This is a genomic window from Erythrobacter sp. F6033 (assembly GCF_023016005.1).
GTDB lineage: Bacteria > Pseudomonadota > Alphaproteobacteria > Sphingomonadales > Sphingomonadaceae > Erythrobacter.
The window spans coordinates 680,770-699,492 of record NZ_JALKAZ010000001.1 but is presented as its reverse complement, the minus strand read 5'-3'; the positions used below and the strand labels follow the sequence as shown (position 1 = coordinate 699,492).

Annotated in this window: 9 protein-coding genes; 4 read left to right on the top strand and 5 right to left on the bottom strand. The window is 57.4% G+C overall.

Translation table 11 applies throughout. From position 1 onward, the window contains the following. Nucleotides 1-7 precede the first annotated feature (7 nt). Both MWU39_RS03215 and MWU39_RS03210 read left to right on the top strand, forming a co-directional pair. A complete protein-coding gene (locus MWU39_RS03215; RefSeq protein ID WP_247158538.1) occupies nucleotides 8-1,765 on the top strand; it encodes a cytochrome c3 family protein in 1,758 nt (585 codons plus the stop codon). A 2-nt stretch (nucleotides 1,766-1,767) separates the two neighbouring features. After that, nucleotides 1,768-2,637 (top strand): metallophosphoesterase, encoded by an 870-nt coding sequence (locus MWU39_RS03210; RefSeq protein ID WP_247158537.1) that lies wholly within the window; start codon nucleotides 1,768-1,770, stop codon nucleotides 2,635-2,637. A 37-nt stretch (nucleotides 2,638-2,674) separates the two neighbouring features. On the opposite strand, the gene MWU39_RS03205 is transcribed toward MWU39_RS03210, so the two are convergent. The 5 genes from MWU39_RS03205 to MWU39_RS03185 all read right to left on the bottom strand — a co-directional run bounded on the left by MWU39_RS03205 (nucleotide 2,675) and on the right by MWU39_RS03185 (nucleotide 13,862). Beyond that, a complete protein-coding gene (locus tag MWU39_RS03205) occupies nucleotides 2,675-6,793 on the bottom strand; it encodes a hypothetical protein (protein WP_247158536.1) in 4,119 nt (1,372 codons plus the stop codon). Further along, nucleotides 6,793-8,649 (bottom strand): hypothetical protein, encoded by a 1,857-nt coding sequence (locus MWU39_RS03200; protein WP_247158535.1) that lies wholly within the window; start codon nucleotides 8,647-8,649, stop codon nucleotides 6,793-6,795. The genes MWU39_RS03205 and MWU39_RS03200 overlap by 1 nt, the downstream gene beginning before the upstream one ends. Before the next feature lie 2 nt (nucleotides 8,650-8,651). Then, on the bottom strand, nucleotides 8,652-10,607 hold the full coding sequence (locus MWU39_RS03195) for a heme-binding protein (RefSeq protein WP_247158534.1): 1,956 nt from the start codon (nucleotides 10,605-10,607) through the stop codon (nucleotides 8,652-8,654). 3 nt (nucleotides 10,608-10,610) lie between these two features. Further along, the gene (locus tag MWU39_RS03190) at nucleotides 10,611-12,002 is read right to left on the bottom strand and encodes a multiheme c-type cytochrome (protein ID WP_247158533.1); all 1,392 of its coding nucleotides are present in this window, start codon (nucleotides 12,000-12,002) and stop codon (nucleotides 10,611-10,613) included. Between the two features lie 264 nt (nucleotides 12,003-12,266). Next, nucleotides 12,267-13,862: a ShlB/FhaC/HecB family hemolysin secretion/activation protein gene (locus tag MWU39_RS03185; protein ID WP_247158532.1), complete on the bottom strand. Its 1,596-nt coding sequence runs from the start codon at nucleotides 13,860-13,862 to the stop codon at nucleotides 12,267-12,269. A gap of 160 nt (nucleotides 13,863-14,022) precedes the next feature. Here MWU39_RS03185 and MWU39_RS03180 point away from each other — a divergent pair, with 160 nt between their 5' ends. Beyond that, nucleotides 14,023-16,239: a FecR family protein gene (locus MWU39_RS03180; RefSeq protein ID WP_247158531.1), complete on the top strand. Its 2,217-nt coding sequence runs from the start codon at nucleotides 14,023-14,025 to the stop codon at nucleotides 16,237-16,239. 105 nt (nucleotides 16,240-16,344) lie between these two features. After that, nucleotides 16,345-18,678: an EAL domain-containing protein gene (locus MWU39_RS03175; RefSeq protein ID WP_247158530.1), complete on the top strand. Its 2,334-nt coding sequence runs from the start codon at nucleotides 16,345-16,347 to the stop codon at nucleotides 18,676-18,678. The last annotated feature ends 45 nt before the right edge of the window (nucleotides 18,679-18,723 follow it).

The window sequence follows — 18,723 nt, the reverse complement described above, 5'->3', positions numbered from 1 at the left end:
TGAGAGCATGGCGTTCCTGATCCGCACTGTAGATTTCACCACCGCCGGGCGGGAAATTGTGCGCGATCGCACGCTCGATCAATCCGATCTGACGATTGGCCGCGCCACTGATAACGACATCCATCTGCCAGATCTTGCGGTTGAGCAACATCACGTCCGCATCCACGAAGCGCCCGATGGCACCCTGATCGTCGAAAGCGTCAGCGGGCTTGGCTTCGGGATTGATGGCAAGACGGAAACCAGCGCTGAAATCGCGCCCAATGCAGGCGCGGAACTGTCGCTTGGCTCATCGCGGCTGACGATTGGGCGCGAAGACACGACCAGCATTACGATCAAGCAGGCGGAAAGCAGCGACACGAAAGACGTGCTGCGCGGCTTTGCTTTGGCCAGCGCCCTACCCAGCAAACGGATCATGTCTTGGGCGTTTGCGGCAGTCATTCTGATCGCTCTACTTTCGATCCCCGTAATCACGCACCTGACCCGCGATCCGGTCGAGAATGATCCGGAAAGCGATATGCCCGGACAGGTTGTGTTCGACAGCACATGGAGCACTGGCGAATTGAGTCTTGCGCACCACAGCCTCGAAGAAAACTGCGAAGCCTGCCACGTCACGCCCTTTGTATCGGTGCAGGATGCGACCTGTCTGACCTGCCACGAGGAATTGGGCGACCACGCCGACAAACCGCGCCTTGCCACCGGCATGCCGCCGTTCAGCGCTGGCGATGCGCTCCAGTGGAAAATCGCCGAGAGCTTTGGCAAGGAAGGCCCACTCGGCTGTGTGAACTGCCACACCGAACACGAAGGCCCAGTCAAGCAAGAACCGGCCAGCCAGCAATTCTGCTCCGATTGCCACAACGATCTCGATACGCGCCTGACCGACACGTCGCTCGGCAATGCGCACGATTTCGGCGAAGAGCATCCGCAGTTCCGCCCGACTTTCTACACCAAGCTCGCCGCTGATAAGCCGATGCGCGTCTCGCTCGATGCAAATCCAGTCGAAATGAGCGGGCTTATCTTCCCGCATGACATCCACATGGATGAGCAGGGCGGTGTCGCCCGAATGGCGCTGAGCATCGGGAAATATGGCGCGGCATTGGAATGCAGCGATTGCCACACTGAAACGGACGACAAAGTCGGCTTCAAACCGGTCGAAATGGAGTCATCCTGCGAAAGCTGCCACAGCCTCGTCTCGGGCCGCTCGGGTTCGGGTTTCACTAGCCTGCGTCACGGCGATGTCGATGACCTTCGTGAAGACCTAAGGAAGGTCAGTCGCGGGTCGCGTCCGGCAGCATCAAGCGGACGAACCCGCCCCGGCCAATTCGCGCAAGGCCGCCGCTACTATTCCAATTTCGGGCGGCCATTCGGCGCCTACCTTTCGATCAGCAACGCACTCGGGCCCAACGGTGTGTGCGGCGAATGCCACCTGCCCACCACCACCAATGGTGTTGCGGATGTGATGCCAGTGAACCTGCCCGACCAATTCCTCTTCCACGGCTATTTTGATCATGAAGCTCACAAGGATGAGACCTGCATCAGTTGTCACGAAGCCGATACATCTGGCGAAGCGACCGACCTCTTGATCCCCGATCTCGCCAGTTGCCGCGATTGCCACAAAGGCGAGGCGGCTGTGAAAACCGACAAAATCGTGCCATCAAGCTGCGCTATGTGCCACGCCTATCACACGCCTGCCAAACCATGGGCGCCGGAGAGGGGGGATGAAATGCCCGCCAATCTGGTTGCCATACTCGAAGGGATAAAGCGCTGAGGATGGGAGATGCCAAACCGGCGCTTTTGATCGCGCAGATAACCGATATTCATATCGGCTTTGACCCGAGCGCGGGTGAAAACGAGTTCAATTACAAACGCTTTTTGGATGTCCGCGATCATATCCTCGCACAGGATGTTCTGCCGGATATCCTTATCCTTTCCGGCGATCTTGCTGATGGCGGCGACCGGGACTGTTACGCGCGTTTGCGCAGCGCAATCGAAGCCTGCCCCTTCCCCGTCTATCCGATGACAGGCAACCACGACACCCGAAGTATTCTGGTCGATGTGTTTCCGGGATACGAAAATGACGATGGCTTTGTGCAATATGCCATCGAGCTCAACGGATTTCGCGTGCTCTGCATCGACTCGCTGGAACAGGGCCGCCATGGTGGCGGCTTCTGCGAAAAACGCGCGGCGTGGGTTACGCGTGAACTTGAGGCACATCCTGACACGCCGACCATGATCTTCCTGCATCACCCGCCAGTTGTGGCCGGGATCGATTGGATGGATCCCAAGGCTAGCGAACCCTGGTATCAGCGCTTTCACGCCGTCGTCTCCGGCCACAAACAGATTGTCGGTATCGGATCGGGTCATTTGCATCGCCCGGTGTTTTCAGCTGTTGCCGGTATCCCGCTTAGCGTGACACCAGCCGTCGCACCTGCCGTCACGCTGGACCTGCGCCCTGTTGATACCGAGGTCGCAGATGAGCGCGGGATCGTGGACGCCGAACCGCCATTCTACAGCTTGCACCGCTGGCATGATGATACGCTTGTCACGCACCTGCAGCCTGTTGGCGATTGGCCAACGCTCGCGCGGTATAGCGACCATTTGAAACCCATGATGCAGGGACTACTCGACGAGCGAACCTGATCAAACGGGCCGCTGCAATCGTGCGGCCAGTGGTCATCTATTCTCCGGTGAAATCATCCTCGCGGCGGCGCACGTTACGCGGCGTCTCATCAAGGTTTGCGCCCATCCAAGCATTCATGTTGACCTCGTCGGAGACCTTCCACGGAATGCCTGATCGGGTCATGAAGAGCTTCTCCATCTCGGGCCGAGTGAATGGCCGTGAACCAAGCCTGCCAAATACCGCCATCTGACCGCCGGTTTCGTCCACCGCACGGTCCCGATCGAGGCCTTTGGACAGCGAAATCGCTGGCGCGGATGTTTTTGCGAATGCGACCAATTCCGGCACTGGCTTCGGGCTAAAGCCATAGAAGTTGCGCTGGCTGTCGGGGCTGGTCAGTTGCAGCACCTTCATCCCGTTGCGGCCATCGGCGACATAGGCAAACAGCGAGGCATTGGTTGAGGCGACGATCACGTCCTCCGCATCGTTGAGCGTCCCGCCAAGCGTGACTTTTTGCGAGATCACAGGGGCACGCGGACGGGTCACATCGATGATCACAAGACCGTCATTCTTCGCCGCGACATAGGCATATGTTCGCGCGACATAGATGCGCTGCGCATCGGCCAATGGAACCGTACCTTCTGGCACGGCGACCGGATTGCGCATGTCGGTGACATCAAACAGCTTTACGCCATCTACATCGGTGACCCAGAGATAGCGGAATTGGATCGTGCTCGCCCGTGCGTCGGTCAGCTCGCGAATCGCAGCAACTTTCGGCGCACTGGGATCGGCCAGATCAACCACTACAAGCCCTCGATCCGCAGTGATGAAAGCGACCTCACCAGCAAGGTGAATGTGCGAAGCCCCATTCAGAACACCATCGGGGTTCCAAGCAGTGCTGCCATCCGCAAAAACCTTACGGTCGAGATTGTTGTTGCGGAACTCGCCGTCAGCCAGCGTATTCACATTGACCAACACCAAGCCTTCAACCGCATCGGTAATCACCGCATAATTGTAGATCGGCAGGAACGCCTGTTCCTGATTGATCTCACGCAGTTCCGCTGTGCTGCGCGTCGGCGCGATGGGCTGGTTCGTAGCCAGCGCCATGCAGGTCGCGTTGGTGGTATCGACATGCGTGTCATGGCCAAGCGGTGAGAATGGCGCAGTGATAATCCGCTCGGAAATGCCTTTGTTTGCAATCGAGGCAACATCGTACGCGCGGAAGCCGCCACGGCCCTCCGCCACGAACATATACTCACCGCGCAATTGTAGGCAGCCAACGCGGTCCTTTGTGCCCTCGTGAACATTGACGAATTCCTCGAACGGTTTAGTTTCCCCGCTCAGATCTTCGTCAAAGGCTTTGCCGCGCACCCAGTCTTTGAGTTCGCGACCATTGTTATCGACATGCATGCCCCAATAATCGGGATAAGCGTATTTGTGCAGGTAGGATCCGATGACGGCCTGCGGCTCTTCATATTCGGTCACGCGAACGGCGGTGAAGCCGTCTTCCTGTCCGGTCCATGCATGCATGCCGACGAAGTTCACATAGTTCGTGCCGAGCAGCAGGAGCTGCGACATGATCGCGTTGTTGTCTTCTTTTTCTGAGAGGTGACAGTCCGAACAGCCTTTGGTCTCAGTGCCGCGTACAGTGTGAGGGAAATGCGGCGCGAAGGCTTGTGAGGAGAAGCCAATCGAACTGATCGGCGGCTGCTGCACGTAGATACGCTCGCGGTTGATATTGGTCGAAGACAATACCAGCGCCGATGACGAGCGGACCGGTGCGGTCTGATTGCCCTTGGTCGTCTGGTGCTTACCCAACTGGAACATCTGATCGCGCGCGACCTGCGGGTTATAGGTCGCAAAATTGCGCGTTTCGCCGCCTTCATAGCGATGCGATTTGGTCTTCCAGTTGGCTTCAATCGGCAGGTGACACCCGCCGCAACTCGTCGTCCAAGACAGGTGGCATGTGAAACACGCCATCTCCGGATCCTGGTGCGCGCGGTCTTCTTCTTCGACGCCGGTTCCGAATTCAAACTTGCCAGTTTCCGCGCCGTATTTACTCATCAGCTTGGCCCGCGCAGCTTTGCCGTTGAAGGTGGGCATGTCGGGATCGACCGAGTCTTTGACGAGGCTGACCTCCCACTCAAGCTCTGGGTCAACAATCGACCGTTGCATAAGCTTGCGCGAGCCGTCGCCATTGTCGATCCATTCAAAGCGGCGCTTACCATCCGGGTTGCGTAGCAGCGCAAGATCGTGGCCTTTTGGCGGAGCAGCGGGGCCGCTAGTGCGCAGTGTCGGGTATGCGTCCGGCGTGCCGTGGCAATCCTTACATCCGATCTCGATCGCGTTTGCGACCTCGGCATAAATCAGTCCGTTGCCGTGGCTGTCCTGCTCATAATGGCAATCCGCGCATTGCATGCCGACTTCGGCGTGGATGCTCATCAGGTGAACGGCTTTGCCCGGGTTGGTGCCGGGCTCGACAAACTTGCCCTCGCCTTCCTTGCGCCATTTTTCTGGATCGTCATTGTCGACAATCTCGCCTTCTTTATCGAGCAGATTGCCTTCGCGGTCGCGTTTGAAGATCGCGCGGAAATTCCAGCCGTGGCCATGATAATCGGCGAATTGCGTGTCCTTGGCCTCAGTATTGAGGTCATAGACATTGCGGAGAAAATCGAGATCAGCCCATTTGCCGCGCGGAGCTGCGCCTTCGGGGTTGCGCTTGATGACTTCGCGCACTTCCTCGGCAGTGGGATAGGCTTGCTCTTTCGGCCACATCAGCGGCGCGTCGCTCTCGTAATCCCACATCGTGTAACCGAGATACGAGTTCAGGAAGATGTTCGGCTGGTGCATATGGCAATTCATGCACTGCGCAGTGGGGATTGAGCGGGTGAAGACGTGCTGGAGCGGGTGCCCCTTTTCCTTCATCTTGCCATCAATCGTTAGCGCATCATCGTCATAGGTCTTGCCCGGCTGTTTCAGACCGCCATGACCCTTATCATCCTTGCCATAGCCCGAGGCTTTTTCGAGCTTGTTGGCAATCGTTGGATCGCTTGTGATCGTCTGACCATCGCGGCCATATTTTGCATAGGTGAGCGAGTGGCGCGGTTCACGGTCATTGGCGTAAACGACATGGCAGGAGGCGCAGCCGGAATGGCGATAATCGCCCGGCTGATCGTTGGTACCCATGAACCATGTAAACGGATCGTTGAGGCGCGTCTTGTGAATATTCAGCGCAGGGATCGCTACGCGCAGACCGGTTCCCGGACCACGGTTGGACTGTTTCAGGTCGGGTCGGCCCGGCTCCTCAAGCCGTTGAATCTGCCCCGTCGGGTTGGGCAAACCGATTTCGGGGAATTGCGAGTTGATTGTGCGCCCGCCGCGCTCAAACACGCGAAAGATGTCCCCCGGCGGCAGCACGTGCCATGTCGGCAGCGGATACATTTCCTTGATCGCGCCCCGCGCAATCTGATCTTCGGTCAGCTCGCCGCTTGGACCGGTTGGCGAGACAAGTTTCGCAGGTTTGCCATTGCGGGTGTAGGCTTCACCGAGCAGATAGTTCTTAAACGGCAGCAGACCGTTATTGTACGACGCCCCGCCCCACAGCATCGCGCCTGTCGCCATGATCGAACGTTCAGCCGCTTCGATGGATTGAATATGGCAAGACCCGCATGCCTCGCGCGCCACGCGGTAGTCCGATGGGTTCACGAATTTCACAAATTCCGGCGCTTCTTTGTTGAGCAGCGCGTAAGAGCGTTTCGGGTTCGCCGACGACGGCCAGTGCCAGCTATCGGGATATTTCGGTAGAACGTGGGCGCGGTCGCGTGCCGCGACATAATCAGCATGATCATGCGGCAATTCCGAATTGCCTCGAACGCTCGCATCGCCGCCGTGGCAATCGGTGCAACCCAGCCGCACGGCGGGTGTTACGTGCATTGTCGGTGCATCAGTTTTGACGTGGCAGGTGTTGCAGCCTTCCGACTTTGCCATCATCTGCGCGACCGATTGGTTCGCAGGTGCAGGCGCGGCAATCACGCGGCTGTAATCACGCTTGACCGGCTTTTCCTTATCCGCCGCCATTGTCTCATTTGCGAAGATCGCCAGGCCAAGCGTGACAATCGCCGCCACCAGAGCGAGTTGTTGTAGCAAGTGTTTGCCGAGAGATGCGCGTAGCTGTTTCATCAGTAAGTCAGCACCACATTTGCAAGAACAGAGACGAATTCGCGCCCGCCAGCCCGCGCATCGAACAGATCGCGGAAACCATCACCAGCGATCAGTGTCGCAGCGGACAGGCGGAAAACGATGTTCTGGTTTGCCTTGGGTCGCCAGATCGCAGCCGCCGACAGATCATAGCCAATCTCTTTCGGGATCGAGCCTTCATTGCGCAGCACTTGCAGAGACGTTGTATCTTCAAACCAGAGATGATTGGCATTGGCTGAAAGCCGGAATTCCGGTGTCAGGTCTAAGTCTGCGCCCACTCCTGCCAAAATAAGGCCGGGATTGACGAAGTTCGACTGCCCTTGTTCCTTCGAGCTGCGCAGATTGTTCAGGATGCCATTGCGGCCATTCACAGAAACCGCGCGTCCGCCGCCAGCAAACGGGATGGTCTGGCGTATCCAATATGATGTGTCCGCGCCTGCAAAGACCGGGTTTTCAAAGATCGCGTCGTACCCGCCTTGTGTGTCGTCAAACGGATCGCTGTCGCCGCTTTGATATGCACCCGACAGGCGGAACCGCATCCAGTCCCGGTCATAGCTAAGTTCCGCCGCTGCGAACTGCGCATTGATGCTGGCGGGTTCGCCGGTGAAGATGTTGTTCCGATCCTCGCCCAGCACCCAATAGGCGCTCGCGGTGACGTTGATCCGTCCGACGCGGCCATCGGCGTTGTAGCCGATATAGTAGGCATCGTAATCGCGCCCACGCAAGTTTCCGAGCAGTGCCGGGCGCACGGGAAATCCGTTATCGTCAATCTCGATATCGCCCGCTTCGCGGTTCCGGTTGTAAGCGAAAGTGATCTGGCTGGTCAGCGCAGGGATAAGAAAGTCCTGCCGATAGGCATTGGCGATAAACACAAAGTCATCGCGCGGCGTTTTCACGACTGAATTCAGGCCGCTATTGGTGTCTTTCTCAAGCCGCCAAAACGCGCCGAGATTGAACTGAAACCGGTTGTTGTCGCGGTTACCGAACAGCCGCACGCCGAGCTGGTTGTCGTTGAACAGAAAACCGCGGAAATCGGACTGGAACGGCTGGATGCCGGCACGGATCGAGATGAAATCGAAACGGTCATTGTCGAACTGCGTGAAGTGGTAGTCGACAAAGGCTTCCTGCACGCCGAGGAAATGATCCAGCCGGTCGCTTTCCTGCGAAGGCTCGACAAACAATACTCTTCGCTCGGGCACGTCGACATAATTGACGTTGTAAGCGAGCGTTACGCGGTATTCGACGCTGGGCGGCTTATAGGCCGTGCTGCCTTTCAAAAGCGCAGCGCCGACAATGAATGTCTGGGACAGGACGGTCGAAAAATCATCGCCGAACACATCCAAACGGTCGACGTCTTCGGTGGTCTGGATGCCGACAGGAATTGGGAATGTGCGCGGCTCATAGACGCTGTCGCTGATCGCGTTGACGACGAAGAACCAGTCATCGCCTGTAATTGGCAACCACGGAACCTTATCCGGATTGATCGGGCGATCACCCTTGTAAGTGTTCTGGTTGTACGGATCGAGGATGTCCTCTTTGAGCAGCCCCAAATCCTCGATCAGCCGCCAGCGATCTGGAATCGGAATCTGGTCTGTCGGAAATGCTTCCGGTGGAGGAGCCCGCGCAGCGCCTTCGTTGGTCTGGTCAATCCGGTCTGGCAGTTCTCCTTGGAAACCGGGCCGCTCACGGCCTTCGATGATGCCGGGATCAACCGGCGGCGGTTCTTTCTCCCAATCCGGCTCCTGAACCGTCTCTTCTTGCGCAGGAACAACAGGCGGTTCTTCAGCCTGCTGCGCTGGTTGCGCGATCATCGCTAAAGGAATGAGCGAGACAGCCATTGCTACAGCCCCTCACACACATTTTGCGCATTGGTATCGAGGAACGGCGCGAACGGACAATTGACGTAACGCAATCGAACTTCACGCCCGCCAACCTGCACCACAATCCGGTCTGCACGGATATCCAGCGGCGCATTGTTGATCCCGCCGATGCTTTGCCCAGCATTATGGAGGCCGAGAAACGAAATCATATCATCCTGATCGATCCCGTCGCCCGAAACACCGATCCCGCCGACCAGTTGGTTGCCGCGATAGATTGGCACCGAGCCGGGGAAAATCTGGATTCCGTTATCCAGCCGCGTCTCGCCTGCATTTATCTGAGGCAGGGTTGTACAATTGTCAGGAGTGTCGAGATTGGCGCCCTGAACAAAGCCGAGATGCTGACCGACATTGCCGACAATCAACGCAGATTGCAGACCGGTTGAAAACGGGTTGAATTGATCGATAGGGCGCGAGAGCGGCCCATGCGGCTGACCGACTTCGCCATCGGGGAAGAAAGGCCGCGACAGATTGCCGCCAGATCGATCCGCAAAGGCAAACGATCCGGTGAGAGCGTTCGGATCATTCAGGAAAGTCCGAACGCGGTTCACGAACTGCGGCACTTCACCAGCCGCAGCGCCCAGCTCATTCGCGGCGAATGCGCCGGAGAAAAAGTTCGCTGTGCGCGCTTTTTGAAGGCTCACATCAATGCCGAAAATCGGTGCGTCGGGGGAACGAACGATACCGAGCACCCGCCCCCGAGTATCGACCAGACTGATGCTCACCTGCGCGCGGCTATCCAATGGCTGACGGATTTGCGCCCGCGCGCGCGTCATCACCTTAAAGGCCTCTTCGAGGATTGCCTGAGCCTCTGCGCTGGTAATTGGCGAAGCAATGTCCGCCCCGTCTGTGCCAGCGCGAATGGGGAAGCGGTTCATGCCAGCGCCATTCGATAAGACAAACGCGTCGGTCAGCGAAAATTCGCTCGCCGTCGAAGGGCGGATGCCAGAGGCTTCGCTGCCATAGGCAGTGCCCGCGATCAGACCGCCACCAGAGTGGTATCCCGCGACCGCAACAATCGATCCGGCTGTGCCTGCAAAGCTAGCGCCGCTGACCGAGCTAAGCTGCGCGTATGTCGCATCGGTGTATCGCAGTGATGTTCCATCGGCGAAAATGCGATCTGCGCGGATGCTGACTGGTGCCTCGAACCCTACCGTCCCGGCCAAGGCGATCGGTTCATCTACATCGTTGTCGACATCGAGCACGTTCGGATCGGATCCGTAAACGCCGTCTGCAATGACACCGATACCGCCAACAACGACACCGTTCTTGTAGAGCGGGAAACCGCCAGGGTCAGCCGACAGGCCAAGCGGCGAACGCTGCGGACCGATCATGCCGTCGCTTGCGCGGCTCACAAGATCGCTGCACGGCAATTGGCTGAACTGCACCCCGAACAGAGGGCCACTTTCCAATCCGGCTGTTGTGGGTGCAGGCGGAAAATGCTCTTGCACGATCATGCTCGCCGTCCGGCTTGAAAACGCGTTCCCGCCGCTCGACAAATAGGCTCCGGTCACTGCCTTCGCGATGGCTGCCGTTGTCGCTGGTATGGTCAGTCCCTGCGCATCGATATTTTGCCCGTTGGGCGCGCCGGGAATGTCCGCTGTGGCGCCAGCGCCGGGCATTTGGAAAACGCCCAGAACATTGCCGACGCGATCCGTGACAGCGATTGTTGCCGCGTCCCCCTGAGACGCGGCCTGAGCGGCAGCTTGTGCAATGACGGCTCCGACTTCTGCAGCGCTAAGGCTTTCTGCCGCAGGAACGCTGAAGAACCCGCCGGTTGGTGGCGGCGATGGCGGTGGCGGTGGAGGCGTAGGTGGACCAGAACTGGTTCCGCCGCCGCTTGGCGAGCTTCCCCCTCCTCCGCACGACGCGAGCACCAATAGAGGCGCCGCTGCCAGTATTTTCCATCCCCCCTTCATCGATCAGCGCAACCTTCCAATTGCGCCGGAAGCGGATTTAAGGGCCGAGCGAAATTCGGCGGGGCGGTATGCATTCGGTTCGGCCACGGAAGCATAGGCGCGATTGATATTGCTCCGTATTCCCGCCGCTGCGCCCACCGAAACACGGCCTTCTTTCACAAGCGCGTTGAGCAGCGTGTCGATCGCCATCACAGCCTGAACCGATCCGGCATAGTCGGTGAACCGATCAGACGTCGCCTTGCTCGATACGATCTCAATCACCCGAAACGCGTCGGCATCTGCGTAGGCACGCTGGCTTAGCGCATTGGACAGCGCCCCTGCCCGCCGGGAAAGCTCCTGCGCGGCAAGCCTTGCGTCCGATCCGCTTTGTCCCATGGCACGGTGGAAATCGCGGCTCGCCGATTTAAAGCTGTCTGCCTGGCCGGGCACAAGCGCGCCCGCGACCGCCGAAAGCATGATGATATTTTCATCATTGAACGGCGGGTTGCCAAATGGAATCGGGCGGCCCGGATTGGTTTCAAAAGTCAGCTTGCGTTGCTGTGCATCGGTGATGGTCCGATGACAGGAGTGACAGTCGTAGAAATAGAGCTGCGGGAAAGCGCCCTCCGCGCCAAATTTCGGCTTAGCAAACAGGCTGGTCGCACGTTTTACCGCTTCGGCTTGCCCGACTGCCCAGAACCGGACGGCGTTCGGCGCACGTTTGCGCGCGGTGTAATCACCATCAATATCGTGGTGCTGTTGCAGGGCGCTAAACAGGTCGAGTTCGAACGATACACGAGGATGCCCCGCCGCCATCATTGAATGGGTTACAAACTGGCCGGTCTTGGTCGAACCGTAGTGGCAATCGAGGCAGACATTTGCGCGTGCCTGAGGGTTCTCCAGAGGAGTCAGACCCTTCGCGACGTTCGAAGCATGCGTTGCAGGACGCGCATAGTGTGCAGCAAGCCATTCACCCGATGGCCCGTGGCAGCTTTCACAGCCGACACCATCATCTGTGCGGAAACGGGCGCCACGCTGCGTAGAGGGAACATAGGTTGCATGACAACCGAGGCAGGCGGGAGCTTGGGTGGCCTTGCCTAGCCCGAGACTAGTCGCGATTTGTTGGCCGCGCTTGCCAGCAAGTACAGCGAAGGCCCTGCTGTGCGCGCCGCTGGGTGAAGATGGCTCCTGCCATGTCGCGATCTCATCCTGACGGACCACAGCACCGTTTCCTTCGGCTCGGCCATGGCATGTCGAACCGGCGCAGCTGGCCACACCTTCATAGGTAGAGTTGCTATTTGCGACACTGGTTGGAACTGCAATCAACAAGCAAAGCGCGGCAGTGACCCTAGCCACGAAGCCAGAATCCTGCCGGACAAGCCATTTCGGCCGCCATTGCACCTGTGGTGTCGTCATCTCATTCCCCCCGCGAGATGCGCCTGTTTCGTCCATGCCTGCCGGAACACAATCCCAAAACAGGTCTTCTGCCCAAGCCGACAGTCGTCAGACTACCGACCTTGCCGACAGAAGACTTGTACAGTCCCGCCAAGTTGGGCTGTTAAAGCCCGACTCCTACATATCATGCAACCCGCGACCTTGTCCCAATTGTGGGCATCGGATGCAAGCAGCAAATGTTAGTTGGTAATTGCCCCGGACGAGGTCGGAACACAGCCTGAAGGATCAGAAACTCACACCGGCGCGCACATTGATCTCTGGATCGTCGCTGGTGCTGCGCTCGCCCGTTCCGCCCAGCGGGAACGCGCTCTCGACTTCCAGATCAAGTACGCCGAGACGGGCGCGTATTCCCGGACCAGCCGAGAACAGCGAGCCCTCACCGCCCGATTGCGCGATGTCATTGACATATCCGCCATCAGCGAAGGCATAGAGTTGGAGGAAATCGAGCGGAAGATCGCCCGTGTTCAAATTGTAACGCATCTCGGCAAGGCCATAGACGCCTTCATCGCCGAGCACTTCGGCAAAATCATATCCTCGCGTGCGGTACGCGCCGCCCAGCCCGAGCTCTTCACCGGCGAGCAGCGGCCTGTCTGCAATTTGACCACCCGCAGAGAGGTAGAGGCTCAATCTTTTCGCGAGCGGAAGGTTGGCGTCTGCCGTAAAGCGGACCTTGGTGAATATGCCATCGCCATCGGCGCGCGACGCAATCGGATCGCCCCGACGGGTTGCCCCAAGGAGTCCTATGCCGCGCTCCAGCCACACTCCGGTTCGCGCCGTTCCGCCAGCGAAGGCAAAACGTGTGCGCAGGCCGACCGACGCCGTGACCAAAGTGTCATCGCGAAGCAACGCCCCAAGATCATCCTGCTTGATCGAGGCGTAGGAAACGTCACCTTCCACCCATGCACTCGCTTTTTTGGTACGCTTCACAGGCATAGCAAATTGCGCGTTGATCCGGCGCGTTTCACCGGTGATGTCAGAGCCACCCAAAGCGCCGCCGGGATCCGTGGTCCCCAGCCCGCCAGATACAGAGAATGTCAGACCATCTACCGTTAGCTGCGTTTTGTAGAAGCCGGAAACGAACAACAATTCTTCCGGCTCAATCGGATTTATGCGGACGGATGTGCGCAGTTCGTCCGCCGATGACAGAACATCTGTCATCTGGGTCGAAGCGCTGGCGCGGATTGGCCCGAAAGTCTCGGTCCCGTAATTGTCGAAGCCGATGCGAGCCCGCGCATCACGCTTTTCGAGCGTAACAACCAGCACATTGCGGCCTTCAATACGGCGCAATTTTGCTCCGCGAAGCGAGACCGACGGAATATCGGAAACAAGCAGCAGAGCGGATTCAAGATCACGCTTTGATGCAGGCCGACCGGTCAATGTCGACAGTGTTTGCATCGCCATTGCGTTTTCATAGCCGTCAAAAGCGATCTCATCGATGCGCCCTTCGTCTACGTTCACCTGCACAATGCCTAGAGCCGCAGCATCGCGGTCAATCGTGGTTCGAGCGTAAGGGAAGCCCTCTTCTTTCGCGAGAGTAACAAGCTCATCAGTAAGCTGATCGAGCACTTCATCGGTCAGCGGCTCGCCAAAGAATGCTTCAACCCTAGCCTGGTATTTTAACTCATCAATTGCTTCATTGCCCGAAATCACAACCGCGCTGATCTGATCATTGGATTCGCGCGGGGCCGCAACCGCTGGTTGTGCAACAACCAACACATCCGAAAACACAATTTTCGGCGTATTTTCAACATTTTGTGAATGCACTGCAAAACTTGGTACGCACGTCAATGCGACCATAGCCAGCGCTTTATTCGACAGCATTCGGGCCTCCAATTCATGGGCCGCCTAGTCATTCACACCTAAGAATTCCTTACCTGTCAGCCGGAATTAACTTCCCCGTAAGCATCGCCTTTCACCCTTCATTGAACGCCCATTCGCTATTCGGCTTACGTCGACAAATATTTTTAAGAAGAGTTGGGTCATGTTCACTTTCACCAAACGCACGATTGCGCTCGCGACATTGTTCGCAAGCACCAGCGCGCTTGCTGCGGCCCCGGACTGGAAAGTGTCGGAAGCGAGCGGCACCGTTACGATTGTGCGCGATGGCAAAGTGCTTTCCGCCCGACAGAACAGCACCGTCGAACCAGGCGATGTGATCCGCACCGGCCCGAAAGGGCGCGCCGTGCTCGTTCGCGGTCAAGAATTCGTCGTCGTTTCACCGCGCGCCGAATTGAAGGTTGCAGTGCCGGAAGAAGCTGGGCCAGTGATCCAGTTTTTCCAGAATCTCGGCAACGCTCTTTTCAAAATCGAGAAAAAGTCGACACCGCATTTCGGTGTGCAGACCCCTTATATGGCGGCGGTTGTTAAGGGCACGACCTTTAACGTGTCAGTCTCCGGCACAAACTCAAGCGTCCAAGTCACCGAAGGCGCAGTCGAAGTTGCGACGAACGATGATCTGGAGGCAGCACTTCTGACTCCCGGCCTTGTCGGACTTGTGGAGGCGGGCGATCTTGAAAACCTGATGATCGTTGCGCCAGGTCGAAGCGCCGATGAAATCCAGAAAGCAATCGTTCGCGGTGCACCGGAATTCGTCAAATCGGTGTCATCGCGCCGCGAGACATCCGGGCAGGCAACGCCAGCGGTCGCAGCAGCATCCAATAATGGTCGTGCCGACCAGCCTGCAAATGCGTCCTCAAGCAGGCTTGCAATAAACAACGCCGTCTCGGGGAACAAAAACCGCCGGGTCGGGACCATCCCTGTCTCGCAAACGGTTCGCGTAGACGACAACACCAGCGGCGCCGAAGCAAACGACGTTCGCTCGGCAAATGATTCAGAATTCGCGGCAGACTCAACTATCGAAGCCGTGATCGGCGCCAAGCCAATTGAAGCAGAGGATACAACTCCGATCGACGACGCAGTCGATACAGGTGAAGCGGACGCAGAACAGTCGGATTCCGACGGCGCTGTAGTGGATTCCGCTGTCTCCATCGACCCGCCCGTAGTTGAGCCGATCATTGAGCAAGCTGACGGATCAGATCAGCCGGTTGCACCGAACGTCGGTGATGGCAATGATTTGAACTACGCCGAAGATCAGGAAAACGGATCGTGTGCCGGCGTTCCGAATTGCTCTGGCGGCGAAAAACCAGATGATAACGACGACGTCGATGTCTTGGCCGATGACGGGGCCGATGATCAAAACGCGCCTGGCAACGGGAACGGCAATTTCGGAAATGGAAACGGCAATGGCGGTGCCAACGGCCAAGGCAATAACGGTAACGGTAACGGTAACGGCAACGGCCAAAATGATGATGCCGACGATGTTGTTGTGTTGGACCCAGACGGCATGAGCAACGGCGATGGCGACCCCGAGAATGTTGGCGACGGTGCGATTGACGGAAGCAACGATGCTTCAGACTCGAACGATGATCAGAGGTTTTGTATCGCAGGCATTTGCGTCGATAGTCGTGATGAAGGTGAACCCTCAGGCCGCGACAGTTTGAACGACGGCGACGGCCGCGCGTGCGGTCAGATCTTTTGCATCGAACGCGAGAATGGGAACGGCGGAAGCGGTGGCAATGGAAGCGGCGATGAAACCGATTCCATCGCAGATGACGACGACTCAACCGGTAGCGCCGATGACGAGACTGATATCGGTGCGGACCTCGGCTTAGGCTCCAATGAAAGCGACGACAGCGACAGCAATGATGGTCAGTCTAACGATGACGATGGCGATGACGACAAGAACCGGGGCAAAGGCCGAAACAACGGCAACGGCAACGGCAACGGCAACGGCAACGGCAACGGCAACGGCAATGGCAATGGCAATGGCAATGGCAATGGCAATGGCAATGGCAATGGCAATGGCAATGGCAATGGCAATGGCAATGGCAATTTTGGAAACGGCAACGGTAACGGCGGTGCCAATGGCCAAGGCAACAACGGAAATGGTAATGGCGGAAGTGGCGGCAAAGACTTCAGCGACGATGACACCATTGGCCTGACCCAAAATGGAGGCAGCTTCTCCGTTACGCTAAACAACTCCGACGAATTCGATCTTGGCGGCGACCTTGGACTTTCGGACAATGCGCTGGTGGAGGGCGGATTCGATGGAGCGGGTAGCGGGGCTGCTGATCTTCACGATTACCGTGATGGCGCACGGGGCCGGATTGAAAGTATCGAATCTCTCGATCCTGCTTGAGCAATTCGAGGCAAAAGGGTGTGCCAATACAAACGGCGCGGTAACCCTTTTCAGGCATAGATATCTTTCTGTTGGCGATGGGCGCCAGCTAGAAGGAGGTGTGCGTTGCGAATTGCGCGATCAATCTTTCCAAATGTGAATGCGCGGATCAGCGCGTGGGCATTCGTGATTGCGGCTGCGGCGGCGTGTTTGATGCTGGTCTCCGGCATCGGGAACGGGATCGAGAATTCCGTCAGAGATGGTCGCGATACTTTGCGCATATCTCCAGCGAGCGGTGAAATCGCGATTGTCGAAATTGATGGGCGTTCGCTGTTGGAACTCAATCAATGGCCCTGGCCTCGCAGCCACTACGCAAAAGCCGTTGCCGAGCTTGATAGGCTTGGCGCAGAGCAAATCGCGTTCGACGTCGACTTCTCCTCGCATTCAAATCAAACAGACGATCAAAGCCTCGCTTCCGCATTTGCATCTATCGATCAGCCAGTGATCCTGCCGACATTTCGGCAGGTCAATCAAACTGCAGACGGCGAAGTCTATTCGGAAGCTTTGCCGATACCGGAATTCCGCGAACATGCCTTCCTTGCGTCGGTCAATGTTTTCCCGAGCGCCGATGGCCACATCACATTCTACCCCAACGGCGTCACCACGAGCGATATGCCGCGCCCATCTCTGCCCAACATGTTGGCAAAGAAAGCCGGCGCGGTTGGTGAATTTTTCCGCATTGATCAGGCGATCGACGTCGAAACTATCCCGCGGGTGTCGTTCATCGACCTTTTGGAAGGCCGCGTTGCACGCGAAGATGTCCAAGGGAAACGGTTCGTCTTTGGTGCCACCGCGATTGAGCTTGGCGATCGCTACCCGACCGCATTGTTCGGGGTAAAGCCAGGGGTGGTCATTCAGGCTCAAGCAGCAGAGACCCTCTTACAGGATCGAAGTCGCGGAGATCTATCAACTGGCCTAACGCTCGCCCTCGTTTTTACTATGATCGCGGCGGCATTGATTTGGGCCTCTCGTTCAAACAAGGCTTGGTCCAAACCAACACAATTGGCGACGGCTTGTGCAATCGGATTGATCGGCACTGCTCTTATGCTCGATCAGGCATCGATGATTTACATCCCGCTTTCCGGCTCGATCCTTTTCCTCGGTGCGTTTGTATTCATGCACCGCACTTTGAATGCCGCTGCCAACCTGCGGGCCGAACGCATGACCGATACGGCATCCGGAATCGGCAACGCTGCAGCTATGGCAGGCGCACTTAAACGGCACCCCACTGCACATATTGCCGTCGCCCGGATCGCCGATTTCGTCGACGTCATGACCGTGCTTGGAACCGAGAACATCGCTCAATTGGACCGACAAATCGTGAAGCGGCTTGAATTGCTGGCTGGCGATGCAAAGGTCTATCGCATTGATAGCGGCATCTTTGGTTGGCTGGTAACAAGCGGGGCGATCACTGATCCCGATAACATCTTCGCCAGTGCACGCGCGCTCTTCACATCCCCGATTGAAGTTGAGAACGAACGCTTTCGGATCAGCGCAAACTTCGGATGGACCGACACATCAATCGAAGGTGCACTCCATGCGTCGGCTGATGCCCGCAAACGCGATGTAGTGTGGTCATCAAATACAGAGACCATCCACGAAAGCGCCCAATTCCGCCAAAGGCTGCTTGGTGAATTGGATGACGCGCTTGAAAATGGTTCAATTTCGGTTGTTTATCAGCCCAAGCTCAGATTGAATGACAACTTGATAAGCTCAGCAGAGTGTTTGGTCCGCTGGGACAGCCCCAAACTCGGCCGTATTTCACCCGCAGAGTTTATTCCGCTCTTGGAAACCAAGCACCGTATCAAAGAGCTGACCGTGTTTGTTATGGGCGAGGCCATGAGCAAACTCGACGCCGCTTGTGCGAATGGTTTTGCCCTCAATATCGCTGTCAACATATCAGCTCAATTGCTGAGCGATGATGACTTCCTCGACGAAGCTGAAAGTAAGCTAAAAACAATTAATAATCAGCATGATGGATCAATTACATTAGAAATCACTGAAAGCGCGCCTTTGGTTGACTCGGTTAAGGCCCGCAATGCTATCGAGCGGCTTCGCGCCGCTGGTGCGCGGATCTCGATTGATGATTATGGAACCGGCCAAGCCACGCTCAACTATCTGCAGGATTTCCCCGCTCACGAATTGAAGCTCGACCAGAGCTTTATCCGGGGCATGGTCGAGAACCGCAATGATCGCATCATGGTAGAATCCACGCTTGAGCTGGCTCATGCGTTGAACTTCGATGTTGTCGCTGAAGGTGTCGAAGATGCCGCTACTCTTGCGGCACTACGCGATCTGGGCTGCGACTATGCGCAGGGATGGCACATTGGCAAACCAATGGTGTGGGACGACTTTCTCGCGATGGCTACTGACAAACCAGCCATGGCCGCTGTCGCGTAGACCGCTTCAAAAATCGCTTGGCACGATGTGCTGACCAGAGCATGA

Coding starts and splice junctions, on each gene's coding strand:
- MWU39_RS03215 (WP_247158538.1), top strand. CDS start 8: ATGGCGTTCCTGATCCGCACTGTAGATTTCACCACCGCCGGGCGGGAA.
- MWU39_RS03210 (WP_247158537.1), top strand. CDS start 1,768: ATGGGAGATGCCAAACCGGCGCTTTTGATCGCGCAGATAACCGATATT.
- MWU39_RS03205 (WP_247158536.1), bottom strand. CDS start 6,793: ATGAAACAGCTACGCGCATCTCTCGGCAAACACTTGCTACAACAACTC.
- MWU39_RS03200 (WP_247158535.1), bottom strand. CDS start 8,649: ATGGCTGTCTCGCTCATTCCTTTAGCGATGATCGCGCAACCAGCGCAG.
- MWU39_RS03195 (WP_247158534.1), bottom strand. CDS start 10,607: ATGAAGGGGGGATGGAAAATACTGGCAGCGGCGCCTCTATTGGTGCTC.
- MWU39_RS03190 (WP_247158533.1), bottom strand. CDS start 12,002: ATGACGACACCACAGGTGCAATGGCGGCCGAAATGGCTTGTCCGGCAG.
- MWU39_RS03185 (WP_247158532.1), bottom strand. CDS start 13,862: ATGCTGTCGAATAAAGCGCTGGCTATGGTCGCATTGACGTGCGTACCA.
- MWU39_RS03180 (WP_247158531.1), top strand. CDS start 14,023: ATGTTCACTTTCACCAAACGCACGATTGCGCTCGCGACATTGTTCGCA.